The organism is Micromonospora sp. WMMA1949, assembly GCF_027460145.1.
Taxonomy (GTDB): Bacteria; Actinomycetota; Actinomycetes; order Mycobacteriales; family Micromonosporaceae; genus Micromonospora.
In genome coordinates, this window is sequence record NZ_JAPZBG010000001.1 from 2,996,190 (window position 1) to 3,017,557 (window position 21,368).

A 21,368-nucleotide genomic window follows, 5' to 3' on the forward strand; every position below is an offset into this window, starting at 1 on the left:
CACCGGGGCGACCGCTTCGGGCGGTCGGTGAAGGTTTTCACACCTTCTTGTTTCCGCTCTGTCACCCGGGCGCATACTTGCCATCGACCGGTACCCCCTTCGAGGACTGGATCGCTGCCATGAGCGCACCGCTGCGCCCCCGGGCCACCGCTGCCCCGCTCGTCTTCCCGCGTACCCTCGCCGTCGGCGTCCTCGGCGCCGGCCGGGTCGGCGCCGTGCTGGGCGCGGCCCTCGCCGCCGCCGGCCACCGGGTGGTCGCCGCGTCCGGCGCCTCGGGCGCGACAGGGGCCCGGCTGGCGCTGCTGCTGCCGCAGACCCCGCACCGCACCGCGTCCGAGGTGGCGCGTGCCGCCGCCGATCTGCTGATCGTCGCGGTCCCGGACGACGCACTGGCGGGCGTGGTCGCGGACCTGGCCGCGACCGGCGCGCTGCGTCCCGGCCAGGTGGTGGCGCACACCTCCGGCGCGCACGGGCTCGCCGCGCTGGCCCCGGCCGTCGAGGCGGGCGCCCGGCCGCTCGCGCTGCACCCGGCGATGACCTTCACCGGTACGCCGGACGACCTGTCCCGCCTGCCCGGCATCTCCTACGGGGTGACCGCCCCGGCTGAGCTGCGCCCGTTCGCGGCCCGGCTGGTGGCCGACCTGGGCGGCGTACCGGAGTGGGTCGGGGAGAACGACCGGCCGCTCTACCACGCGGCGCTGGCACACGGCGCGAACCACCTGGTCACGCTCGTCAACGAGGCGGCCGACCGGCTGCGCGACGCCGGGGTGGAGCGGCCGGAGAAGGTGCTCGCCCCGCTGCTGCGGGCGGCGCTGGAGAACGCGCTGCGGCTGGGCGACGACGCGCTGACCGGCCCGGTGTCGCGGGGTGACGCGGGCACCGTACGCCGGCATCTGGACCGGCTGGCGCGGACCGCGCCGGAATCCGTACCCGCGTATCTGGCGTTGGCACGACGGACGGCTGATCGTGCCGTCGCGGTCGGCCGCCTTCGCCCGGCGGACGCCGCCGTGCTGCGGAATGTGCTCGACGGAATCGAGGTGGCGGCCTGATGGCCGAGGTGCTGCACACGCGCAAGGAGCTGGCGGCGGCCCGGGAGGCGATGGCCGGCCGGGTCGGCGTGGTGATGACCATGGGCGCGCTGCACGCCGGGCACGAGGCGCTGCTGCGCGCCGCCCGCGAGCGCGCCGGCCACGTGATCGTCACGATCTTCGTGAACCCGCTGCAGTTCGGCCCGAACGAGGACTTCGACCGCTACCCGCGCACGCTCGACACCGACCTGGAGATCTGCCGCCGGGCCGGGGTGGACGTGGTGTTCGCGCCCTCGGTGACCGAGATGTACCCGGAGGGCCGCCCGACGGTACGGCTCGACCCGGGGCCGCTCGGCGAGGACCTGGAGGGCCTGAGCCGCCCCGGTTTCTTCCACGGGGTGCTCACCGTGGTCATGAAGCTGCTCCAGCTCACCCGCCCCGACCTGGCCTTCTTCGGCGAGAAGGACTACCAGCAGCTCACCCTGGTCCGCCGGATGGTCCGCGACCTCGACGTGCCGACCGAGATCGTCGGCGTGCCGACCGTCCGGGAGCCGGACGGGCTGGCCATGTCGAGCCGCAACCGCTACCTGTCGGCGCCCGAGCGGCAGACCGCGCTGAGCCTGTCCGCCGCGTTGCGGGCCGGTGCGGCGGCGGCCGAGCGGGGCGAGGACGCGGGTGCGGTGCTGGCCGCCGCGCACCGGGCCTTCGACGCGCCGGACGCCCGCCTGGACTACCTGGTGCTCACCGACACCGAGCTGGAACCCGGTCCGGTCGCCGGTCCGGCCCGGCTGCTGGTCGCGGCCTGGGTCGGCGCCACCCGCCTGATCGACAACACGGCGATCCACCTCGCGCCGCGTCCCTGAACCCCACCACGAATGCGGAAAGGCACCCCGATGTTCCGGACCATGCTCAAGTCGAAGATCCACCGCGCCACCGTGACCCAGGCCGACCTGCACTACGTCGGCTCGGTGACGGTGGACGAGGATCTGCTCGACGCGGCGGACCTGCTCCCCGGCGAGCAGGTGGCGATCGTGGACATCACCAACGGCGCCCGGCTGGAGACGTACGTGATCCCGGGGCGGCGGGGAAGCGGCGTGATCGGCATCAACGGCGCCGCCGCGCACCTGGTGCACCCGGGTGACCTGGTCATCCTGATCTCGTACGGGCAGATGGACGACGCCGAGGCCCGCGCGTACCGCCCGAAGGTGGTCCACGTCGACGCGGAGAACAAGGTCGTAGACCTCACCACGGACCCGACCACGGCCGCCCCCGGCACCGCAGGCGCCCCCATCCCCAACCCCCTGGCCGCCGCGCGCTGACCCTCCCGGCCGCCGCCGCCCCCCTCTCGCCGTTGATCTTGCACATTCGGCCCTCTGTGCGGGCGGTTCGCCCCTTTCGCCGGGGCAGCAAGTGCAAGATCGGCGGGGCGAGAGGGGGCCGCGGGCGGGGCGGACGGGCGGGGAACGCGGTCTGTCACCGGAAGGTCATTTTCGGCTACCCTGGGCGGACCGTCGGGGATCGACGGTCGTCGGCTGGGGGAGGCCGCGATGCGCCGTGCGATGAGCTTCCTGGTCGCCGCGATGGTCGCGAGCGCCGCCCTGACCGGCTGCGCCGGCACCGGCGGGCTGGACGGCGACCTCACCGACGACTGGTCCGTGATGTCCGCTCCCGTGCCGTTCACCCCGGCTGCCGGGGTCTGCCAGGTCGCCGACTTCACCGCGAGCGTCGGCCTGGCCGCGTACGCGCCGGTCGGTTGCGAGCTGCCGCACCGGGTGGAGACCGTGCACGTCGGTGCGTTCACCGCCGACCGGCCTGCCCCGCCACCGCTCGCCTCACCCGAGATGCGCGCCGCGTTCGCCGACTGCGACAAGCGGGCCACCGGGTACGTGGGTGACGACTGGCGTGCCGGGCGGCTCCGGCTGGCGGTGGCGGTGCCGACCGGCCTCGGCTGGACGGCCGGCTCCCGCTGGTACCGGTGCGACCTCACCGAGCTGACCACCGTCGAGGCGGCGGCCACCGTGGTCACCCGGACGGGCAGCCTGCGTGACGCGCTCAAGACGCCGTCCCCGCTGCGGCTGGGCTGCCAGCGCACCGGGCGGGACGCGGGCCGGGTGCAGAGGCTCACCCCGGTCGACTGCACTGTCGCGCACGACGCCGAGTTCGTCGGCGTGTGGGCCGCGCCGGACCGCCCGTACCCGAAGAAGCCGGAGGACTGGGTTCCCCTCTACGACGGCTGTTTCGGCGTGATCGCCCGCTACGCGGGGGTGCCCGCCGACGCGTTCCTGCGCTACCGCAGCGACGTGGTGGTCCGGCCGCCCGCCGCCGGCCGCTGGGCGGTCGGCGACCGGGGCGTGCGCTGCTACCTGTGGCTCAGCGACCGTACGGTGACCACCTCCCTGAAGGGCGCCGGACCGACCGCCCTCCCGCGCCGGACGAGGTAGCCGAGCGCACTCGTCACGCCCCCCGCGCCCGAGCCGAGTTCGCTTCGGGTTGACTGTGCTCATGGACGTACCGACCGTCGACCTGCCGGCGCTGCCCCGTCTGCTCGCCGCGCCCGCCCCCGGCTGGGTGGAGACGACAGACGTGATCGTGGTCGGCTCCGGCGTGGCCGGGCTGACCGCCGCGCTGCACCTGCGCGAGGCCGGCCTGCACGTCACGGTGGTCACCAAGGTCGACATGGACGAGGGCTCCACCCGCTGGGCGCAGGGCGGTATCGCCGCCGTACTGGACCCGGCGGACACGCCGGACGCGCACGCGTACGACACGGAGGTCGCCGGCGTCGGCCTGTGCGACCCGGCGGCGGTCCGCGCGCTCGTGGCCGAGGGACCGACCCGGCTGCGCGAGCTGATGCGGATCGGGGCGGAGTTCGACCGCAACCCGGACGGCTCGCTGATGCTGACCCGCGAGGGCGGCCACCGCGCCGACCGGATCGTGCACGCGGGCGGCGACGCCACCGGCGCGGAGGTGCAGCGGGCGCTGCACGACGCGGTCCGCCGCGACCCGTGGATCCGGCTGGTCGAGCACGCCCTGGTGCTGGACCTGCTGCGTGCCCCCGGCGACGGGCCGGGCGGGCTCGGCCCGGCCTGCGGCATCACGCTGCACGTGCTCGGCGAGGGCAGCGAGGACGGCGTCGGCGCGATCCTCGGCCGCGCGGTGGTGCTGGCCACCGGCGGGATGGGGCAGATCTTCGCCGCCACCACCAACCCGGCGGTCTCCACCGGCGACGGGGTGGCGCTGGCGTTGCGCGCGGGCGCGGCGGTCACCGACGTGGAGTTCGTACAGTTCCACCCGACCGCGCTGATCGTGCCGCCCGGCGGGCCGGGCGCGGGGCTGGCCCAGCAGCCGCTGGTCTCCGAGGCGCTGCGTGGCGAGGGCGCGCACCTGGTCGACGGCGACGGTAAGCGGTTCATGGTCGGTCAGCACGAACTGGCCGAGCTGGCGCCCCGGGACGTGGTCGCCAAGGGCATCCACCGGGTGCTGCTCGCCAGCGGCGCGGACCACGTGTTCCTGGACGCCCGGCACCTGGGCGGCGACTTCCTGGCCCGGCGGTTCCCCACCATCGTGGCGTCCTGCCTGGCCATCGGCGTGGACCCGGCGACCGATCTGATCCCGGTCGCGCCGGCCGCGCACTACGCCTCCGGCGGCGTCCGGACCGACCTGCGCGGCCGCACCTCCATCCCCGGCCTGTACGCGTGCGGCGAGGTCGCCTGCACCGGCGTGCACGGCGCGAACCGGCTGGCCAGCAACTCGCTGCTGGAAGGGCTGGTCTTCTCCCGCCGGATCGCCGAGGACATCGCCGCCGGACTGCCCGAGCAGGCCCGGCCGGCGGAGACCGGCGCCTGGGTGGGCGGGCCGGGCGCGCTGGTGCCGGCGACCGGTACGGCGGAGCTGCAACGGGCGATGACGCGCGGCGCGGGCGTGCTCCGGTCGGCGCGGACGCTGGAGGCCACCGCCGCCGCGCTCACCGGGCTGGGCGCGGGGCGGGGTGTGCCGCGTACCGCCGACTGGGAGGCGACGAACCTGCTGACGGTGGCGTCGACACTGGTCGCCGCCGCGTACGCGCGCCAGGAGACGCGGGGCTGCCACTGGCGGGAGGACTTCCCGACCGCCGACGAGCGGTGGCTGGGTCACCTGGTGGCCGAGGTGGGCACGGACGGCATCGTGGCGGAGCGCTGGGAGGAGATCAACCAATGAGGGAGTCGACGGAGCGGGCGTTGCGGGACGGCGGCCTGGACCCGGAGCGGGTCCGGCACGTCATCGTCGACACGCTGCACGAGGATCTCGGGCCCGACTTCCTCGACGTCACGAGCGTCGCCACCATCCCGGACGAGCAGCGGGACACGGCCGATCTGGTCGCGCGCGCCGACGGCGTGGTGGCCGGGCTGCCCGTCGCCGCCGCCGTGTTCGAGCTGGTCGGCGAGGTCACCGGCGCGGGCCGTACGGTCGAGGTGTCGCTGGTTGCAGGCGACGGGCAGCGGGTGGCGCGCGGCGACGTGCTGGCCACCGTGTCCGGGCCGACCCGGCTGCTGCTGACCGCCGAGCGGACGGCGCTGAACCTGCTGTCCCGCATGTCCGGGGTGGCGACGCACACCCGGGCCTGGGCCGACGCGCTGGCCGGCACGAAGGCGATGGTGCTGGACACCCGCAAGACCACGCCGGGCCTGCGGGCGCTGGAGAAGTACGCGGTCCGGGCCGGTGGCGGCACCAACAAGCGGATGGGCCTGTACGACGTCGCCATGATCAAGGACAACCACAAGGTCGCGGCGGGCGGGATCGGTGCCGCGTTCCGGCGGGTCCGGGAGGCGTTCCCCGACGTCGCGGTGCAGGTCGAGGTGGACACGCCGGCCGAGGCGGTGGAGGCGGTCGAGGCGGGGGCCCGGTTCCTGCTGCTGGACAACATGACCCCGGCGCAGCTGCGCGAGGTGGTGGCGTCGGTGGGCGACCGGGCGGAGCTGGAGGCCACCGGCGGGCTGACGCTGCCGATGGCGGCCGAGTACGGCGCGACGGGCGTCGACTTCCTCTCCGTCGGCGCGCTCACCCACTCCTCGCCGATCCTGGACATCGCCCTCGACCTGCGCGACGTCTAGGCTGCCGCTGTGCTGCTCTGCATCGACATCGGAAACACGAACACCGTGCTGGCGACCTTCGACGGCGACAAGCTGGTGCATTCGTGGCGGATCAAGACCGACGCCCGTTCCACAGCGGACGAGCTGGGTCTGATGTTCCGGGGACTGCTCGCCGGGGACGCCGTGGAGATCACCGGCGTGGCCGCCTGCTCGACAGTGCCGGCCGCGCTGCGCTCGCTGCGCACCATGCTCGACAGGTACTACGCCGACCTGCCCAGCGTGATCGTCGAGCCGGGTGTGCGGACCGGCGTGCAACTCGCCATCGACAACCCGAAGGAGGTGGGCGCGGACCGGGTGGTGAACACGCTGGCCGCGTACACCCTCTACGGCGGGCCGTCGATCGTCGTGGACTTCGGTACGACCACCAACTTCGACCTGGTCAGCAGCCGGGGGGAGTTCCTCGGCGGTGCGTTCGCGCCGGGCATCGAGATCTCCTTCGACGCGCTGGCGGCCCGGGCCGCCCAGCTGCGCAAGGTGGAGGCGACCCGGCCGCGCTCGGTGATCGGCAAGAACACCGTCGAGTGCCTCCAGGCCGGGCTCTACTTCGGCTTCGCCGGGCAGGTGGACCGGATCGTCGAGCGGATGTCCGAGGAGTTGGGCGGCGTGAAGGCGGTCATCGCCACCGGCGGCCTGGCCTCGCTGGTGCTCGGCGAGTGCCACACCATCACCCACCACGAGCCGATGATCACGCTGATCGGCCTGCGGATGGTCTACGACCGCAACGTCTGAGGTGCAAGGAAGGGCCCCCTGTTAACGCCTCCGGTAGAGGAGGGGCCCCTTCTCAACGCCGCCGGGCCCGGAGCACCATCGTTCGATACGGCAGCTCGACCGTCTCCCGGCCGGCCAGGTCGGGATGGGTCGCGAACAGTTCGGCCAGCTCCGCGTCGACCCGTCGCCGCTCGTCCGCGTCGGCGGTCAGCCAGAACGAGCGGGTGTGCAGCATGCTCACCACCCCGTCCGGCGTCAGCGTGGTGGCGTGCGCGAACTCGCCCACCTCGATTTCGGTGAAGGCGGCGCCGAAGTCCGCGTACCGCTGCGTCACGTCGCCCGCGTTGTCGCCGAGGTGGGCGATCCGGGTCAGCTCCGCCACCCAGCCGACCCGCTCGTCCCGGATGTTCCAGACCGGCGCGAACGTGCCGCCCGGGCGCAGCACGCGGGCCACCTCGGCGTGCGCCCGCTCCCTGTCGAACCAGTGGTAGGCCTGCCCGACCAGCACCGCGTCCGCCGACCCGTCCGGCAGCGGCACCGCCTCGGCGCTGCCGGCGAGCGCCGTCGTGCCCGGCGTCGCGTCGGCCAGTTGCGCGCGCATCCCCGGGTCGGGTTCCACGGGTACGACCTGAGCCACCGGCCCGGTCAGCGCCAGGAGCCCGCGGGTGAGGATGCCGGTGCCGGCGCCGAGATCGACCACCCGGGCGTCGTGCAGCCCGTCCAGCGCCCAGCGCAGCGCGGCCTCCGGATAGCGGGGACGGAACCGGTCGTAATCGGCCGCGGCGGCGCCGAACGACAGGGCCGCAGTGGGGTCGGTCATGGCGGGCAGGTTATCCCGTAACGGCCGCCACGGCGCTTGAGTACGCTCATGTGCTGACCCCGCCGATGTTCCCAAGGCCTGAGGAAGCGTGCCGTGACCGAGCAGAACGCCCTGCCAACAGACCCCGCCGACGACCTTCCCGAGCAGATGAAGGTCCGCCGGGAGAAGCGGGACCGGATGCTCGCCGAGGGCGTCGAGCCTTACCCGGTGGGTTTCCCGCGGACCACCACGCTCGCGCGGCTGCGGGAGCGCTACGCCGACCTGCCCACCGACACCGCCACCGGCGACCGGGTCTCGGTCACCGGCCGGGTGATCTTCATTCGCAACACCGGCAAGCTCTGCTTCGCGACGCTGCGAGACGGTGACGGCACCGAGGTCCAGGCGATGCTCTCGCTGGACCGGGTCGGCGCCGAGCGGCTGGCGGACTGGAAGCGCCTGGTCGACCTCGGTGACCACGTCGGCGTGACCGGCGAGGTGATCACCAGCCGGCGCGGCGAGCTGTCCGTTCTCGCCGAGGAGTGGGCGGTCACCGCGAAGGCGCTGCGCCCGCTGCCGGTGGCGCACAAGCCGCTCAGCGAGGAGTCCCGGGTCCGGCAGCGCTACGTGGACCTGGTGGTCCGGCCGCAGGCCCGGCAGATGGTACGCACCCGGGCCACCGCCGTCCGCAGTCTGCGCGACACCCTGCACGGGCAGGACTTCCTCGAGGTCGAGACGCCGATGCTGCAACTGCTGCACGGTGGCGCGGCGGCGCGCCCATTCGTGACCCACAGCAATGCGCTCGACACGGATCTGTATCTGCGAATCGCGCCGGAACTGTTTCTCAAGCGCGCGGTGGTCGGTGGCGTGGACCGGGTCTTCGAGATCAACCGCAACTTCCGTAATGAGGGGATCGACTCTTCGCACTCGCCCGAGTTCGCGATGCTGGAGGCGTACCAGGCGTACGGCGACTACCACACGATGGCGGAGCTGACCCGAAATCTCGTACAGCAGGCCGCAGTGGCGGTCGCCGGCTCGACGGTGGTGACCCACGCGGACGGGCGTGAGTTCGATCTGGGCGGCGAGTGGCGGTCGGTGTCGCTGTTCGGTGTTCTTTCCGAAGCGCTCGGTGAGGAGGTCACCGTCCGCACCGAAAGGGCACGCCTGGTCGAGTACGCGGACAAGGTCGGCCTCTCCGTCGACCCGAAGTGGGGACCGGGCAAGCTGGCCGAGGAGCTGTTCGAGGAACTGGTCGTGCCGTCGCTTCAGGCGCCCACGTTCGTCATGGACTACCCGGAGGAGACCAGCCCTCTCACCCGGGCCCACCGCAGTGAGCCGGGCCTGGCCGAGAAGTGGGATCTCTACGTGCTCGGATTCGAGCTGGGCACCGCGTACTCGGAACTGGTCGACCCGGTCGTCCAGCGCGAGCGGCTGGTGGCCCAGGCGCAGCTCGCGGCACGTGGCGACGACGAGGCGATGCGACTGGACGAGGATTTTCTCCGAGCGATGGAGTATGGAATGCCGCCGTCCGGTGGCATGGGAATGGGAATCGACCGGCTGCTGATGGCACTGACGGGGCTCGGAATTCGGGAAACCATCCTGTTCCCGTTGGTCCGGCCCGAGTAGGCGCTCCCCGCAAGCCTTCTCCGGCTCGTTACCCGGTCCTATTGACGGAACAAGCGCCGGACGGGTTATTGTGCTCGGTGTATTGCAGGTGTACAACCCTGCTCGAAAGGAATGTGGGACGTGGCCAAGCAGATCATTCACAAGCTGGTCGATGACCTGGACGGCGGGGACGCTGACGAGACCGTCAAGTTCGCGCTCGACGGGGTGCAGTACGAGATCGACCTCTCCGCATCCAACGCCGGGAAATTGCGCGACGTATTCGCGCCGTACATCGCGAGCGGAACGAAGGTCGGTCGCGGCGGCGTGGTCGTGGGTGGCCGGGCCGCTCGGGGCCGGGGCGGCGCGACCGCCGACCGCGAGCAGAACCGGGCCATCCGCGAGTGGGCCAAGAAGGCCGGCAAGGACATCTCCGACCGGGGCCGCATCCCGCAGGAGATCGTGGACGAGTACCACGCGAAGGCGGGGCACTGACCCGACCCTCGACACGGGCGACGCGACGCCGGACCGGAGTGCCATTCCGGGCCGGCGTCGCCGTATCCGCTCCGCCGTCCTGAGCGTGCTCGGTCGTGCCGGATGTCCGGTCCGGCCCACTCGGCGCGAGGGCCGCGGCAGTCGGGAAGAAATCCCCGCCCACGGCGGTTGTCCACAGGCGGTGGAGATTTCATCCACAGGCTGTGGACGACCCGGCGGACGCCTCGGTGCCGCCTCCGGTCCACTCGACCGGCCGTTCGGGTGCCGGTCGAATTTCGCTCTGCGCGTACAGGCAGGGGCCCCGGAACACCTCCTGAGCGTGGACGGTTGTCAGAAACGACGTCGGAACGGTCATTCGCGGGGGCACACGACCTCAGCAGAGACGGTCCGCGGCGATAGAGTAAGGAGGCACGGACGCCCGTCCCGGACGTCCGCGCACCGGCCCCGCCGAGATCTGACCATCAAGGCGCACGGCACGTGAGGAGCACGAGGGCATGTTCGAGCGGTTCACCGACCGAGCGCGACGGGTTGTCGTCCTGGCCCAAGAAGAGGCCCGGATGCTCAACCACAACTACATCGGTACGGAACACATCCTGCTGGGCCTGATCCACGAGGGTGAGGGTGTCGCGGCAAAGGCCCTGGAGAGCCTCGGCATCTCCCTGGAGGGCGTGCGTCAGCAGGTCGAGGAGATCATCGGCCAGGGCCAGCAGGCGCCGAGCGGGCACATCCCGTTCACGCCGCGGGCCAAGAAGGTGCTGGAGCTGTCGCTGCGCGAGGCGCTGCAGCTCGGCCACAACTACATCGGCACCGAGCACATCCTGCTCGGCCTGATCCGCGAGGGCGAGGGCGTCGCCGCCCAGGTCCTGGTGAAGCTGGGCGCCGACCTGAACCGGGTCCGCCAGCAGGTCATCCAGCTGCTCTCCGGCTACCAGGGCAAGGAGCCGGCCGCCGCCGGTGCCGCGCCGGGTGAGGCCGCGCCGTCGACCAGCCTCGTGCTGGACCAGTTCGGCCGCAACCTGACCCAGGCCGCCCGCGAGGGCAAGCTCGACCCGGTCATCGGGCGCGAGAAGGAGATCGAGCGGGTCATGCAGGTGCTGTCCCGCCGCACCAAGAACAACCCGGTGCTGATCGGCGAGCCCGGCGTCGGCAAGACCGCCGTGGTGGAGGGCCTGTCCCAGAAGATCATCAAGGGCGAGGTGCCCGAGACGCTGAAGGACAAGCAGCTCTACACGCTCGACCTCGGTGCCCTGGTCGCCGGTTCCCGCTACCGCGGTGACTTCGAGGAGCGCCTGAAGAAGGTGCTCAAGGAGATCCGCACCCGCGGCGACATCATCCTGTTCATCGACGAGATCCACACGCTCGTCGGTGCGGGCGCGGCCGAGGGCGCGATCGACGCCGCCAGCATCCTCAAGCCGATGCTGGCCCGCGGCGAGCTCCAGACCATCGGCGCCACCACGCTCGACGAGTACCGCAAGCACCTGGAGAAGGACGCCGCTCTGGAGCGTCGTTTCCAGCCGATCCAGGTGGGTGAGCCGTCGCTGGCCCACACCATCGAGATCCTCAAGGGCCTGCGGGACCGCTACGAGGCGCACCACCGCGTCTCCATCACCGACGCCGCACTGGTCGCCGCCGCGACGCTGGCCGACCGGTACATCTCCGACCGGTTCCTGCCGGACAAGGCGATCGACCTGATCGACGAGGCCGGCGCCCGGATGCGGATCCGCCGGATGACCGCGCCGCCGGACCTGCGCGACTTCGACGAGCGCATCGCCCAGGTGCGCCGCGACAAGGAGTCCGCGATCGACGCGCAGGACTTCGAGCGGGCCGCCCAGCTGCGCGACACCGAGAAGCAGCTGCTGGGCCAGAAGGCGCAGCGGGAGAAGGAGTGGAAGGCCGGTGACCTGGACGTCGTCAGCGAGGTCGACGACGAGCAGATCGCCGAGGTGCTCGGCAACTGGACCGGCATCCCGGTCTACAAGCTGACCGAGGAGGAGACCTCGCGCCTGCTGCGCATGGAGGACGAGCTGCACAAGCGCGTCATCGGCCAGGAGGACGCGGTCAAGGCGGTCTCGAAGGCGATCCGGCGTACCCGGGCCGGCCTGAAGGACCCGAAGCGCCCGTCCGGCTCGTTCATCTTCGCCGGCCCGTCCGGCGTCGGTAAGACCGAGCTGTCCAAGGCGCTCGCCGAGTTCCTGTTCGGCAGCGAGGACGCCCTCATCCAGCTCGACATGTCGGAGTTCCACGACCGGTACACGGTGTCCCGGCTCGTCGGTGCCCCTCCCGGCTACGTCGGCTACGACGAGGGCGGGCAGCTGACCGAGAAGGTGCGTCGCCGGCCGTTCTCGGTGGTCCTCTTCGACGAGATCGAGAAGGCCCACCCGGACGTGTTCAACACGCTCCTCCAGATCCTGGAGGACGGGCGCCTCACCGACGGCCAGGGCCGGATCGTGGACTTCAAGAACACGGTCATCATCCTGACCACCAACCTCGGTACGCGTGACGTCGCCAAGGCGGTGTCGCTGGGCTTCCAGGCCTCTGAGGACTCCGAGTCGAACTACGACCGGATGAAGCAGAAGGTCAACGACGAGCTCAAGCAGCACTTCCGGCCCGAGTTCCTGAACCGGATCGACGACACCATCGTCTTCCACCAGCTGCGTCAGAACGAGATCCTGTCGATCGTCGACATCATGATCGCCCGGATCGAGACCCAGCTGCGGAACAAGGACATGGGTCTGGAGCTGACCGACAACGCGAAGAAGTACCTCGCGAAGAAGGGCTTCGACCCGGTGCTGGGCGCGCGGCCGCTGCGTCGCACGATCCAGCGCGACATCGAGGACAACCTGTCCGAGCGGATCCTGTTCAACGAGCTGACCCCGGGGCAGATCGTGGTCGTGGACTGCGAGGGCGACCCGGAGGACATCGACAAGTCCAAGCTCGTCTTCCGGGGCGCGGACCGGCCGGACGCCGTGCCGGACGCGGTCCCGGCGGACCTCGGCGGCACCGCCGCCACCGGCGCGGACGACGCCGCGTAACTCCGCACAGTTCGAGGGCGACGGCCCCGGTAGGCGAAAGCCGCCGGGGTCGTCGCCTTTCCGTGCCCGCCGCCCCGGCCCTTGCCCCCGTTGATCATGAAGTTGACCGCACTTGGCGCCCCATTTGTCGCCGCTAACTTCATGATCAGCGGGGCGGGGCGGGGCGGGCGGGGGTGGGGCGGAGGCGGGAGGCGGGGCGCCGTCAGGGGAGGGGGACGGCGGGGCCGTCGCCGGCCAGGCGGAAGGACTCCTCGCCCACCGGTTCCACCAGGCCGTCGGTGACCAGGCCGGCCAGCGCACGGGCCCGCTGCACGTCGTCGTGCCACACCTGGTCCAGCCGCTGGTGCGGCACCGGGCCGGTCGACTCCCGCAGCACCGCGAGCAGCAGTCCGCGTACCTGCCGGTCGGTGCCGGCGTAGCGCTGCGGCCGTCGGGTCGGCCCCACCGGGGCGGCCTGCCCGGAAGCCCGCCAGGCGCAGCTCGACTCGACCGGGCAGATCGCGCAGCGCGGCGCGCGGGCGGTGCAGACGACGGCGCCGAGTTCCATGAACGCGGCGCTGGCAAGCGCGGCGGCGGCCGGCTCGATCGGCAGCAGTTCCTCGGTGGCGACCAGGTCGGCGGGGCGGGTGGTGGGGCCGGCGTCGGGTTCACCGGCGATCGCCCGGCACACCACGCGCCGGACGTTCGTGTCGACCACGGGGTGTCGCTGCCCGTACGCGAACGCGGCGACCGCGCGGGCCGTGTACGTGCCGACACCGGGTAGCGCCAGCAACTGGTCGAGCCGGTCGGGCACCACGCCGCCGTGGCGCTCCACGATCGCCGTCGCGCACTCGCGCAGGCGTACCGCCCGGCGGGGGTAGCCGAGCCGTCCCCACATCCGGATCGCCTCGGCCGGGGTGTCCTCGGCGAGCGCGCGCGGCTCGGGCCAGCGGGCCAGCCACGCCTCCCACGCGGGCACCACCCGGACCACGGGGGTCTGCTGGAGCATGACCTCGCTGACCAGGATCGCCCAGGCGCCGATGCCGGGCTTGCGCCAGGGCAGGTCGCGGGCGTTGCGCTCGTACCACCGGCTGACCTGGGTGGCGAATGTGGGCTCGGACATGGCGTCGCCGATCATGTCACGGCCGTCTTTCCCGCAGGATGGGCGGGCCGGGTGGCCGGGCGCGATCGATCATGGGCGACGGGGCAGAATGTCCGAATGAACGAGCTCGCGATCACCGTCATCGGCCGGGACCGGCCGGGCATCGTGGCCGACGTCGCGGAGGTTCTCGCCCGGCTCGGCGCGAACCTCACCGACTCCACGATGACCCGGCTTCGTGGACACTTCGCGATGACCCTGATCTGTGTGGGCCCGGCCGCCGCCGACGTGGAGGCCGCGCTGGCCCCGCTGGCCGCCGACGGGCACCTGCTGGCCACCGTACGCGCGGTCACGCCCGACGGCGGCAGCGAGCCGACAGGGGAGCCGTACGTGCTGGCGGTGCACGGCGCCGACCGGATGGGCATCGTCGCGGCCATGACCCGGGTGCTGACCGACGCGGGCGGGAACGTGACCGACCTGAGCACCCGGCTCACCGGTTCGCTCTACGTGGTGGTCGCCGAGGTCGAGTTGCCGCCGGGCGTGTCGGACGAGGTGGCCGGCCGGCTCACCCGCGTCGCCGCGGAGCTGGGTGTGGGGGTCAGCCTCCGCCCGGCGGACACGGATCTGCTGTGACCGGGCCGGAGTACGCGGGCCTGGGCGGCTGGACCCCGGAGAAGCTCGGTGTCCCCGGTGCGGTACGCCCGGTGGTCACCGCCCCGGAGCCGGTGCTGAGCCAGCCTGGTCCGGAGGTCGACCCCACGTCGGCGGAGGTGGTGCGGCTCGCCGCCGATCTGGTGGCCACGATGCGCGTCTCGCCCGGTTGCGTGGGCCTGGCGGCGCCGCAGGTCGGGGTGAGCGCGCAGGTGTTCGCGGTGGACGTGACGGGCCATCCGAAGGCGGTCACCGTGCACGGCACGTTCGTGCTCTGCAACGCTCGCGTGGTGGAGGCGTCCCGGTGGAAGGCCGGGCGGGAGGGCTGCATGTCGGTGCCGGACCTGACCGGCGACGTGAAGCGGGCCAGCCGCCTGGTGGTCGAAGGCGCGCTTCCCGGCAGCGGCGAGCCGGTCCGGCTGGTGACCGACGGCTTCGAGGCGCGGGCTCTCCAGCACGAGATCGACCACTGCGCCGGGCTGCTCTTCCTCGACCGGGTGGCCGGTGCGCACGCGATCTACCAGCGCAAGGTCTACCTCTGACGGTGGCGGCCGGAATCCAGTGTGGACGTATGCGGCCGTACGGCGGCGGGTTCCCGGCGCGTCGGACCGGCGAGCCGTGCGCCGCGCGGCTACGGTAGGCGCATCATGCGTCTGACGGTCGGCCCCCTGCCCCCTGCCGTGTACTGGCGGCGTCGTGCCGTCGTGCTCGGAGCAGGGCTGCTCTTCCTGATTGTCCTGCTGTATTCCTGCACCGGTACGGACCGCAACACCGGCGCTCCGGGCACGGACCCGTCCCCGAGCGGCTCCGCCGGCGCTCAGCCGGACCCGTCCGGCTCGGTGCTGACCCCGCAGTCGGGCAGCCCGTCACCGACACCGGGTGAGGCCGGCGGCGGTGGCGCGAACAACGGCGGCGGAAACACCGGCGGCGACGCCACCGGCGACGGCGGGAACACCGGCGGGGGCGCGAACAACGGGGGCGGCACCGGCAACGGCGGCGCCACCGGTCAGCCGGTCTCCGACGACGGCACCTGCACCGACTCCGAGCTGCTGGTGACGCCGGTCGCGGTGCCGCCCACCGCCCAGCGGGGCACAGTGGTCACGCTGCGCCTCAAGGTCAAGAACGTGTCGAACCGTACGTGCAGCCGTGACGTCGGCGCCGACCTGCAGGAGCTGTACGTCAAGTCGGGCGCGGAGAAGATCTGGTCGTCGGACACCTGCGGCACCGGCAAGGGCTCGGACGTGCAGTCGTTCACGCCGAACTTCGAGCGCTCCTACGAGCTGGGCTGGAACGGCAAGCTGGACAACAAGTGCGCGAGCGGGCTGGCGAACGGCGACTTTGCGGCGATCGGCGCGTACCAGGTGTTCGCCCGGGTCGGCACCAAGATCAGTGAGCCGGTGAAGCTGACCATCACCGGCTGAGCCGTCGCTCAGACGTACCGTTCGAGGATGCTCGCCTCGGCGAGCCGGGACAGGCCCTCGCGGACGCCACGGGCACGGGCGTCGCCCACACCCTCGACCGCCTGGAGGTCTTCCACAGTCGCGCCGAGCAGCCGCTGGAGGCTGCCGAAGTGCACCACCAGCCGGTCGACCACGGCGACCGGCAGCCGGGGCACCTTGGCCAGCAGGCGGAACCCGCGCGGGCTGACCGCCGCGTCGAGCGCGTCGGAGGCGGACGGGTAGCCGATCGCCTTCGCCACCGCCACGAGGTCGATGAGCTCGGTGGCGCTGAGCAGGTCGAGCTCCACGAGCGCCTCGTCGAGCGTGCGCGACTTGCGGCCGGTCGGCAGGTAGTCGCGGATGACCAGGGTGCGGTCGGCGTCCACGCCGGCCATCAGCTCGTCGAGCTGAAGTGCCAGCAGACGGCCGTCGGTGCCCAGCTCCACCACGTAGCCGGCGATCTCGTCGGCGATCCGCCGGACCATCTCCAGCCGCTGCACCACAGCGACCGCGTCGCGGACGGTGACCAGATCCTCGATCTCCAGCGCGGAGAGCGTGCCCGAGACCTCGTCCAGCCGCAGCTTGTAGCGCTCCAGCGTGGCGAGCGCCTGGTTGGCGCGGGACAGGATGGCCGCCGAGTCGTCCAGCACGTGCCGCTGGCCGTTGACGTAGAGGCTGATGATCCGCATCGACTGGCTGACCGAGATGACCGGGTAGCCGGTCTGCCGGGCCACCCGCTCGGCGGTGCGGTGCCGGGTGCCGGACTCCTCCGTCGGGATGGACGGGTCGGGCATCAGGTGTGCGCCGGCCTGCACGATGCGGGTGCCGTCACTGGAGAGCACCACCGCGCCGTCCATCTTGCACAGCTCGCGGACCCGGGTGGCGGAGAACTCCACGTCCATCGGGAAGCCGCCCGTGCAGATCTGCTCGACCACCTTGTCGTAGCCCAACACGATCAGCGCACCGGTGCGGCCGCGCAAGATCCGCTCCAGGCCGTCGCGCAGGGCGGTGCCGGGAGCCATCAGGGCGAGGTTGGCGCGCAACGGATCGGCACCGGCCCCGCCGCCGACGCTTCCGTTGACGCTCACGCTGATGGCACGAGCGGGGTTGCCGCTCACGGCGCCGGTACGGGCGTGCGGCGTCGCCGTTGCGGGCTTGGTGGCATCGCGGTCGATCGGCACGGGCACAGTCTACGGACTGCCATGCGGTGGGTGCTCTCGTGGTTACTGTGATGTGTCACGATGCCCGGCTCGGGAGGCCGATTGCGCCCTGCGTGGCCTGCCCCGAAACGCCCGGAGCCTCCCACCGTGTCACTCCGCCGACGCGCGGGCGGCCGCCTGGAGGGCGGCACGCACGTCAGTGACCTCGATCACGCGCATGTTCTCCGGCCCGGCGCCGCTGCTCTCCGGCCCGCAGCCGGGCGGCACGAGGGCCAGCCGGAAACCGAGCCGGGCGGCCTCGGCCAGCCGCCGGGGCACCGCACCGACCCGGCGGACCTCGCCGGTGAGCCCCACCTCGCCGATGGCCACCAGATGCGGGTTGAGTGCCAGGTTGAGCCCGCCGGAGGCGACCGCGAGCGCCACCGCCAGGTCGGCCGCTGGCTCCACCACCCGGATGCCGCCGACAGTGGCGGCGAAGACCTCCCGGTCGTGCAGCGTGAGCCGCTCGGTGCGGCGCTGGAGGACGGCGAGGACCATCGCGAGCCGGGCGCTGTCGAGGCCGGAGACGGTACGCCGCGGTGAACCGGCCACCGTGGCCCCGATCAGCGCCTGCACCTCGGTGACCAGCGCCCGGCGCCCCTCCATCGCCACCGTCACGCAGGTGCCCGGCACCGGTTCGGAGTAGCGGGTCAGGAACAGGCCGGACGGGTCGGCCAGGCTGCTGATGCCGCCCTCGTGCATCTCGAAGCAGCCCACCTCGTCGGCCGCGCCGAAGCGGTTCTTCACGCCGCGCACCATGCGCAGCGAGGAGTGCTTGTCGCCCTCGAAGTGCAGCACCACGTCGACCAGGTGCTCCAGCACCCGGGGACCGGCCACCTGGCCGTCCTTGGTGACGTGCCCGACCAGCACGGTGGCGATGCCGCGTTCCTTGGCGACGGCGACCAGGGCGGCGGTGACCGCGCGGACCTGGGTGACGCCGCCCGGCACGCCCTCGGTGCCGGTGGTCGAGATGGTCTGCACCGAGTCGAGCACCAGCAGCCCCGGCTTGACCGCGTCGAGGTGGCCGAGCACCGCCGACAGGTCGCTCTCGGCGGCCAGGTAGAGCTGGTCGTGCAGGGTGCCCATCCGCTCGGCGCGCAGCCGCACCTGGCTGACCGACTCCTCGCCGCTGACCACCAGCGACGGGCAGCCGGCACCGGCCGCCCACTGCTGGGCCACGTCGAGCAGCAGCGTCGACTTGCCCACGCCGGGCTCACCGGCGAGCAGCACCACAGCGCCGGGGACCAGCCCGCCGCCGAGCACCCGGTCGAGTTCGCTGACGCCGGTAGGACGCGCACGGGCGGGCGCGGCGCTGATCGTGGCGATCGGCCGGGCCGGCTCGGCCGGCATCCGCGAGCTGACCACCCGGCCGGAGACCATCGGGCCGGTGACCGTGCACTCGACCACCGAGCCCCACTCGCCGCACTCGGGACACCGGCCCACCCACTTCGGGGGCTGGTGGCCACAGGCGTCGCACTCGTAGGCCGGGCGGGGTTCGCGGGTGGCGGCGCGACCGCGGCCGGCGCCGGCACGGGAGGGAGTCGATCGGGGCGTGGTCACCACCGGACGCTAACCGGCCCGTACGACGAAAGCCCACCCGGAACGGCGACACCGCCGGCGTGGCGCTGGCCACGACGGCGGTGCCGACGGAAGAAGGGGAGAGGTCAGTGGCCGCCCTCGACGCCGCTGTCCTCACCGACGTGCCGCGGCTCCACGATCTTCGACGGCGTGGCCTCCGGGGTCAGCGGGATGCCGATCGGCGCCGGGGTCGTGACGACCTTGCCGTTGCCGAAGTCGAAGGTCAGGTTGACCTGCTGGCCCACGAGCAGCTTCTGGTTCAGGCCGATGAGCTGCAGGAACCGCGGGTTACCGGCGTTGAGCTGCGCGTAGCTGAGCGCCGGGATCTCGATCCGGGCCGGCTGGCCGGCGGGCGCGGACTCGCTCGGCGACGGGCTGGCCGACGGCGACTCGGACGTCTCCAGCGACTGGCTCGGCGACGCGCTCGGGTCGGTGGCGGTCGGCGAGGCGGTGGCCGGCTCGGTGGGCGAACCGGTCGGGGTGGCCGCGCCGCTCTCGCCCGCGCCGGAACCGGTGAGCACGATCTCCCGGGCGCTGTCGGTGGTGACCGTCACGGTCACCGGCTTCTCGCTGTCGTTGTAGATCACCACGTTGACCGGCGCGTTCGACCCGGCCTCGTAGCCCTTCGGGCCCGGGAACTGCACGTAGAGCCCGCGCACCTTGTAGAGGTTGTCGGAGGTCTGGACGTTGACGCCCTGTACCGACGGGATCTTGTTGGCGGTCTCGGAAATCTGCCCGGCGCCGCACCCGGACAGCAGCAGGCTCGCCGCCGCCGTGCCGGCCAGCAGCAGGGCCGGCCCCCGGGAACCCCTGATCGAGCGCGTCACGTCGGTCCTCCTCGTCACGATCCCCGCCCGGTCGACCCCCGGGCACGGGGTGGCCATACCCGCGCAGACCGCGCTCCAGGGTAGTTGGAGCTGATCGAGGCCCGCACGCGGACCCGGCAATACCACCTCGGGAGGGACTGCTCAGACCACCCGGCCGCTCGTCACCAGCAGCACCACATCGATCAGCGCCACCACCAGCACCGCCCGGAAGGCGGTCGCCGAGCGTCCGGCGGTCGCGCGTCCCGCGTACCAGCCGACGGCCGGCACGGCGACGGCGGCCGCGACGGCCGACAGGCCGGTCCACGACGGCGGCCCGGGCGGGCCGAGGACCAGCGCGACGGTGGCCGCGAGCAGCAGCCCGGCGGCGGCCAGCCGGCTGCCCGCCGGCCCGAGGCGGTGCGGCAGGCCGCGTACCCCGGTCCGGGCGTCGTCGGCCAGGTCGGGCAGCACGTTGGCGAAGTGCGCCCCGGCGCCGAGCAGCGCGGCGGCGGCCACCAGCCAGGCCGGGGGCACCGGTGAGCCGGGCAGGGCGAGCACCACGAACGCGGGCAGCGCGCCGAACGAGACCGCGTAGGGCAGCACCGACACCGGCGTCGACTTCAGCGGCCGGTTGTAGAGCAGCGCGGAGACCAGGCCCAGCGTCGCGCAGGCCGCCGCGGCCGGACCGCCGGCCAGCGCCAGCACGGGCACGGCGACGGCGGCGACCACGGTGGCGCGGGCCAGCGTCGGCCGGGCGACCTCGCCGGTGGTCACCGGTTTGTCGGTACGCCCCACCGCCGCGTCCCGGTCGGCGTCGATCAGGTCGTTGCTCCACCCGACCGCGAGCTGGCTGGCCAGCACCGTCAGCGCCACCGCCACGACACCGGTCGCGGAGTGCCCGGCACCGGCGGCGAGCAGCGCGGCGACCACTGTGACCGCCGCCGCGGGTTCCGGATGGCTCGCCCTGACCAGCCCTAACACCCGTGTCGACATAAGGGAAGTCTGGTCGTTACCGGGCAGTCGTGCCACGCTCGACGCATGCCCGACGCGTCGCCGGTGTCCACTCCGTACCGGGTGCTGCCGCCGAACGACCCGCGGCAGTACGACGACCTGGCCGGCGAGTGGTGGCGGCCGGACGGCGCGTTCGCGATGCTGCACTGGCTGGCGAGGGCCCGGGCGGCGCTCGTGCCGGCGGCGTCCACGCCCGACGACCTGCTGGTCGATCTGGGCTGCGGGGCCGGGCTGCTGGCGCCGCACCTGGCCGGCAAGGGCTACCGCCACGTCGGGGTGGACCTGACCCGCTCCGCGCTCGACCAGGCCGCCGCGCACGGTGTGACAGTGGTCCAGGCCGACGCCACGGCGGTGCCGCTGGCCGACGGCTGCGCGGCGGTCGTCTCCGCCGGTGAGCTGCTGGAGCACGTGCCGGACTGGCGGCGGGCGGTCGCCGAGGCGTGCCGGCTGCTGCGTCCGGGCGGCCTGCTGGTGCTGGACACGCTCAACGACACGCTGCTGGCCCGGCTGGTGGCGGTGGAGGTGGGCGAGCGGCTGCCCACGGTGCCGCGCGGCATCCACGACCCGCGGCTGTTCGTCGACGCCCGCGCCCTGGTCGCCGAGTGTGCCCGGCACGGCGTGTCGCTGACGGTGCGCGGGGTCCGGCCGGAGCTGGGCGGCACGCTGGCCTGGCTGCTGCGCCGCGTGCGCGGTGGCGCCGACCGTCCGGGCAGGACCGAACCACGCATCGTGCCGACCCGGTCGACGGCGGTGCTGTACCAGGGCTGGGGGCGCCGGGGCGGGTAGCTGGGGCGGCCCGGGGTAAAGGACGCCGAGAAG

20 protein-coding genes are annotated in these 21,368 nt (G+C 73.0%); 14 read left to right on the forward strand and 6 right to left on the reverse strand.

Annotated features, from left to right (window positions below):
• The first annotated feature begins 119 nt into the window (after positions 1-119).
• The 7 genes from O7607_RS14150 (at position 120) to O7607_RS14180 (ending at position 6,883) form a co-directional block, all read left to right on the forward strand.
• Complete coding sequence (locus tag O7607_RS14150; protein WP_269703658.1) at positions 120-1,049, forward strand: Rossmann-like and DUF2520 domain-containing protein; 930 nt, start codon at positions 120-122, stop codon at positions 1,047-1,049.
• Entirely contained in the window at positions 1,049-1,891 is an 843-nt protein-coding gene (panC, locus tag O7607_RS14155; protein ID WP_269703659.1) for a pantoate--beta-alanine ligase, read from the forward strand. The genes O7607_RS14150 and panC overlap by 1 nt, the downstream gene beginning before the upstream one ends.
• Before the next feature lie 30 nt (positions 1,892-1,921).
• Entirely contained in the window at positions 1,922-2,347 is a 426-nt protein-coding gene (gene panD, locus O7607_RS14160; protein ID WP_269703660.1) for an aspartate 1-decarboxylase, read from the forward strand.
• Between the two features lie 228 nt (positions 2,348-2,575).
• Positions 2,576-3,469 carry a septum formation family protein gene (locus O7607_RS14165; protein WP_269703661.1) on the forward strand — a complete coding sequence of 298 codons (894 nt, stop codon included), beginning with the start codon at positions 2,576-2,578 and terminating at the stop codon, positions 3,467-3,469.
• A gap of 61 nt (positions 3,470-3,530) precedes the next feature.
• Positions 3,531-5,222, forward strand: coding sequence for an L-aspartate oxidase (locus O7607_RS14170; protein WP_269703662.1), 1,692 nt, complete (start codon positions 3,531-3,533; stop codon positions 5,220-5,222).
• Positions 5,219-6,115, forward strand: a complete 897-nt coding sequence (gene nadC / locus O7607_RS14175; RefSeq protein ID WP_269703663.1) for a carboxylating nicotinate-nucleotide diphosphorylase — start codon at positions 5,219-5,221, stop codon at positions 6,113-6,115. The genes O7607_RS14170 and nadC overlap by 4 nt, the downstream gene beginning before the upstream one ends.
• Before the next feature lie 9 nt (positions 6,116-6,124).
• Positions 6,125-6,883, forward strand: coding sequence for a type III pantothenate kinase (locus tag O7607_RS14180; protein WP_013288955.1), 759 nt, complete (start codon positions 6,125-6,127; stop codon positions 6,881-6,883).
• A gap of 52 nt (positions 6,884-6,935) precedes the next feature.
• Here O7607_RS14180 and O7607_RS14185 read toward each other — a convergent pair whose 3' ends face one another.
• Positions 6,936-7,682, reverse strand: a complete 747-nt coding sequence (locus tag O7607_RS14185) for a class I SAM-dependent methyltransferase (RefSeq protein ID WP_269703664.1) — start codon at positions 7,680-7,682, stop codon at positions 6,936-6,938.
• A gap of 93 nt (positions 7,683-7,775) precedes the next feature.
• Between O7607_RS14185 and lysS the strand changes: the two genes are divergently transcribed.
• From lysS to O7607_RS14200, 3 genes are all read left to right on the forward strand, one after another.
• A complete protein-coding gene (lysS, locus tag O7607_RS14190; protein WP_269703665.1) occupies positions 7,776-9,284 on the forward strand; it encodes a lysine--tRNA ligase in 1,509 nt (502 codons plus the stop codon).
• 120 nt (positions 9,285-9,404) lie between these two features.
• Positions 9,405-9,755, forward strand: a complete 351-nt coding sequence (locus tag O7607_RS14195) for a histone-like nucleoid-structuring protein Lsr2 (protein ID WP_332367310.1) — start codon at positions 9,405-9,407, stop codon at positions 9,753-9,755.
• A 494-nt stretch (positions 9,756-10,249) separates the two neighbouring features.
• Entirely contained in the window at positions 10,250-12,787 is a 2,538-nt protein-coding gene (locus O7607_RS14200; RefSeq protein WP_124779086.1) for an ATP-dependent Clp protease ATP-binding subunit, read from the forward strand.
• A gap of 202 nt (positions 12,788-12,989) precedes the next feature.
• On the opposite strand, the gene O7607_RS14205 is transcribed toward O7607_RS14200, so the two are convergent.
• Positions 12,990-13,889, reverse strand: a complete 900-nt coding sequence (locus O7607_RS14205; protein WP_269703667.1) for an A/G-specific adenine glycosylase — start codon at positions 13,887-13,889, stop codon at positions 12,990-12,992.
• Between the two features lie 96 nt (positions 13,890-13,985).
• Here O7607_RS14205 and O7607_RS14210 point away from each other — a divergent pair, with 96 nt between their 5' ends.
• The 3 genes from O7607_RS14210 to O7607_RS14220 all read left to right on the forward strand — a co-directional run bounded on the left by O7607_RS14210 (position 13,986) and on the right by O7607_RS14220 (position 15,937).
• Positions 13,986-14,498, forward strand: coding sequence for a glycine cleavage system protein R (locus O7607_RS14210; RefSeq protein ID WP_013288949.1), 513 nt, complete (start codon positions 13,986-13,988; stop codon positions 14,496-14,498).
• Entirely contained in the window at positions 14,495-15,058 is a 564-nt protein-coding gene (locus tag O7607_RS14215) for a peptide deformylase (protein WP_269703668.1), read from the forward strand. The genes O7607_RS14210 and O7607_RS14215 overlap by 4 nt, the downstream gene beginning before the upstream one ends.
• 105 nt (positions 15,059-15,163) lie before the next feature.
• The gene (locus O7607_RS14220) at positions 15,164-15,937 is read left to right on the forward strand and encodes a hypothetical protein (protein ID WP_269703669.1); all 774 of its coding nucleotides are present in this window, start codon (positions 15,164-15,166) and stop codon (positions 15,935-15,937) included.
• 8 nt (positions 15,938-15,945) lie between these two features.
• On the opposite strand, the gene disA is transcribed toward O7607_RS14220, so the two are convergent.
• The 4 genes from disA to O7607_RS14240 form a co-directional block, all read right to left on the reverse strand.
• A complete protein-coding gene (gene disA, locus O7607_RS14225; RefSeq protein ID WP_013288946.1) occupies positions 15,946-17,136 on the reverse strand; it encodes a DNA integrity scanning diadenylate cyclase DisA in 1,191 nt (396 codons plus the stop codon).
• Positions 17,137-17,265: 129 nt separating this feature from the next.
• The gene (gene radA, locus O7607_RS14230) at positions 17,266-18,714 is read right to left on the reverse strand and encodes a DNA repair protein RadA (protein WP_269703670.1); all 1,449 of its coding nucleotides are present in this window, start codon (positions 18,712-18,714) and stop codon (positions 17,266-17,268) included.
• A 104-nt stretch (positions 18,715-18,818) separates the two neighbouring features.
• On the reverse strand, positions 18,819-19,559 hold the full coding sequence (locus O7607_RS14235) for a hypothetical protein (protein WP_269703671.1): 741 nt from the start codon (positions 19,557-19,559) through the stop codon (positions 18,819-18,821).
• A gap of 141 nt (positions 19,560-19,700) precedes the next feature.
• Positions 19,701-20,531 carry a UbiA family prenyltransferase gene (locus tag O7607_RS14240; RefSeq protein WP_269703672.1) on the reverse strand — a complete coding sequence of 277 codons (831 nt, stop codon included), beginning with the start codon at positions 20,529-20,531 and terminating at the stop codon, positions 19,701-19,703.
• A 45-nt stretch (positions 20,532-20,576) separates the two neighbouring features.
• On the opposite strand from O7607_RS14240, the gene O7607_RS14245 reads away from it, so the two are divergent.
• A complete protein-coding gene (locus tag O7607_RS14245; protein ID WP_269703673.1) occupies positions 20,577-21,335 on the forward strand; it encodes a methyltransferase domain-containing protein in 759 nt (252 codons plus the stop codon).
• Positions 21,336-21,368: the final 33 nt, after the last annotated feature.

Bases quoted from the DNA above. Each gene is read 5' to 3' on its own strand.
- O7607_RS14245 (WP_269703673.1), top strand. From the start codon at position 20,577: ATGCCCGACGCGTCGCCGGTGTCCACTCCGTACCGGGTGCTGCCGCCG.
- panC (WP_269703659.1), top strand. From the start codon at position 1,049: ATGGCCGAGGTGCTGCACACGCGCAAGGAGCTGGCGGCGGCCCGGGAG.
- nadC (WP_269703663.1), top strand. From the start codon at position 5,219: ATGAGGGAGTCGACGGAGCGGGCGTTGCGGGACGGCGGCCTGGACCCG.
- O7607_RS14200 (WP_124779086.1), top strand. From the start codon at position 10,250: ATGTTCGAGCGGTTCACCGACCGAGCGCGACGGGTTGTCGTCCTGGCC.
- O7607_RS14165 (WP_269703661.1), top strand. From the start codon at position 2,576: ATGCGCCGTGCGATGAGCTTCCTGGTCGCCGCGATGGTCGCGAGCGCC.
- O7607_RS14185 (WP_269703664.1), bottom strand. From the start codon at position 7,682: ATGACCGACCCCACTGCGGCCCTGTCGTTCGGCGCCGCCGCGGCCGAT.
- O7607_RS14210 (WP_013288949.1), top strand. From the start codon at position 13,986: ATGAACGAGCTCGCGATCACCGTCATCGGCCGGGACCGGCCGGGCATC.
- panD (WP_269703660.1), top strand. From the start codon at position 1,922: ATGTTCCGGACCATGCTCAAGTCGAAGATCCACCGCGCCACCGTGACC.
- O7607_RS14240 (WP_269703672.1), bottom strand. From the start codon at position 20,531: ATGTCGACACGGGTGTTAGGGCTGGTCAGGGCGAGCCATCCGGAACCC.
- O7607_RS14220 (WP_269703669.1), top strand. From the start codon at position 15,164: ATGCGTCTGACGGTCGGCCCCCTGCCCCCTGCCGTGTACTGGCGGCGT.
- O7607_RS14150 (WP_269703658.1), top strand. From the start codon at position 120: ATGAGCGCACCGCTGCGCCCCCGGGCCACCGCTGCCCCGCTCGTCTTC.
- O7607_RS14205 (WP_269703667.1), bottom strand. From the start codon at position 13,889: ATGTCCGAGCCCACATTCGCCACCCAGGTCAGCCGGTGGTACGAGCGC.
- O7607_RS14170 (WP_269703662.1), top strand. From the start codon at position 3,531: ATGGACGTACCGACCGTCGACCTGCCGGCGCTGCCCCGTCTGCTCGCC.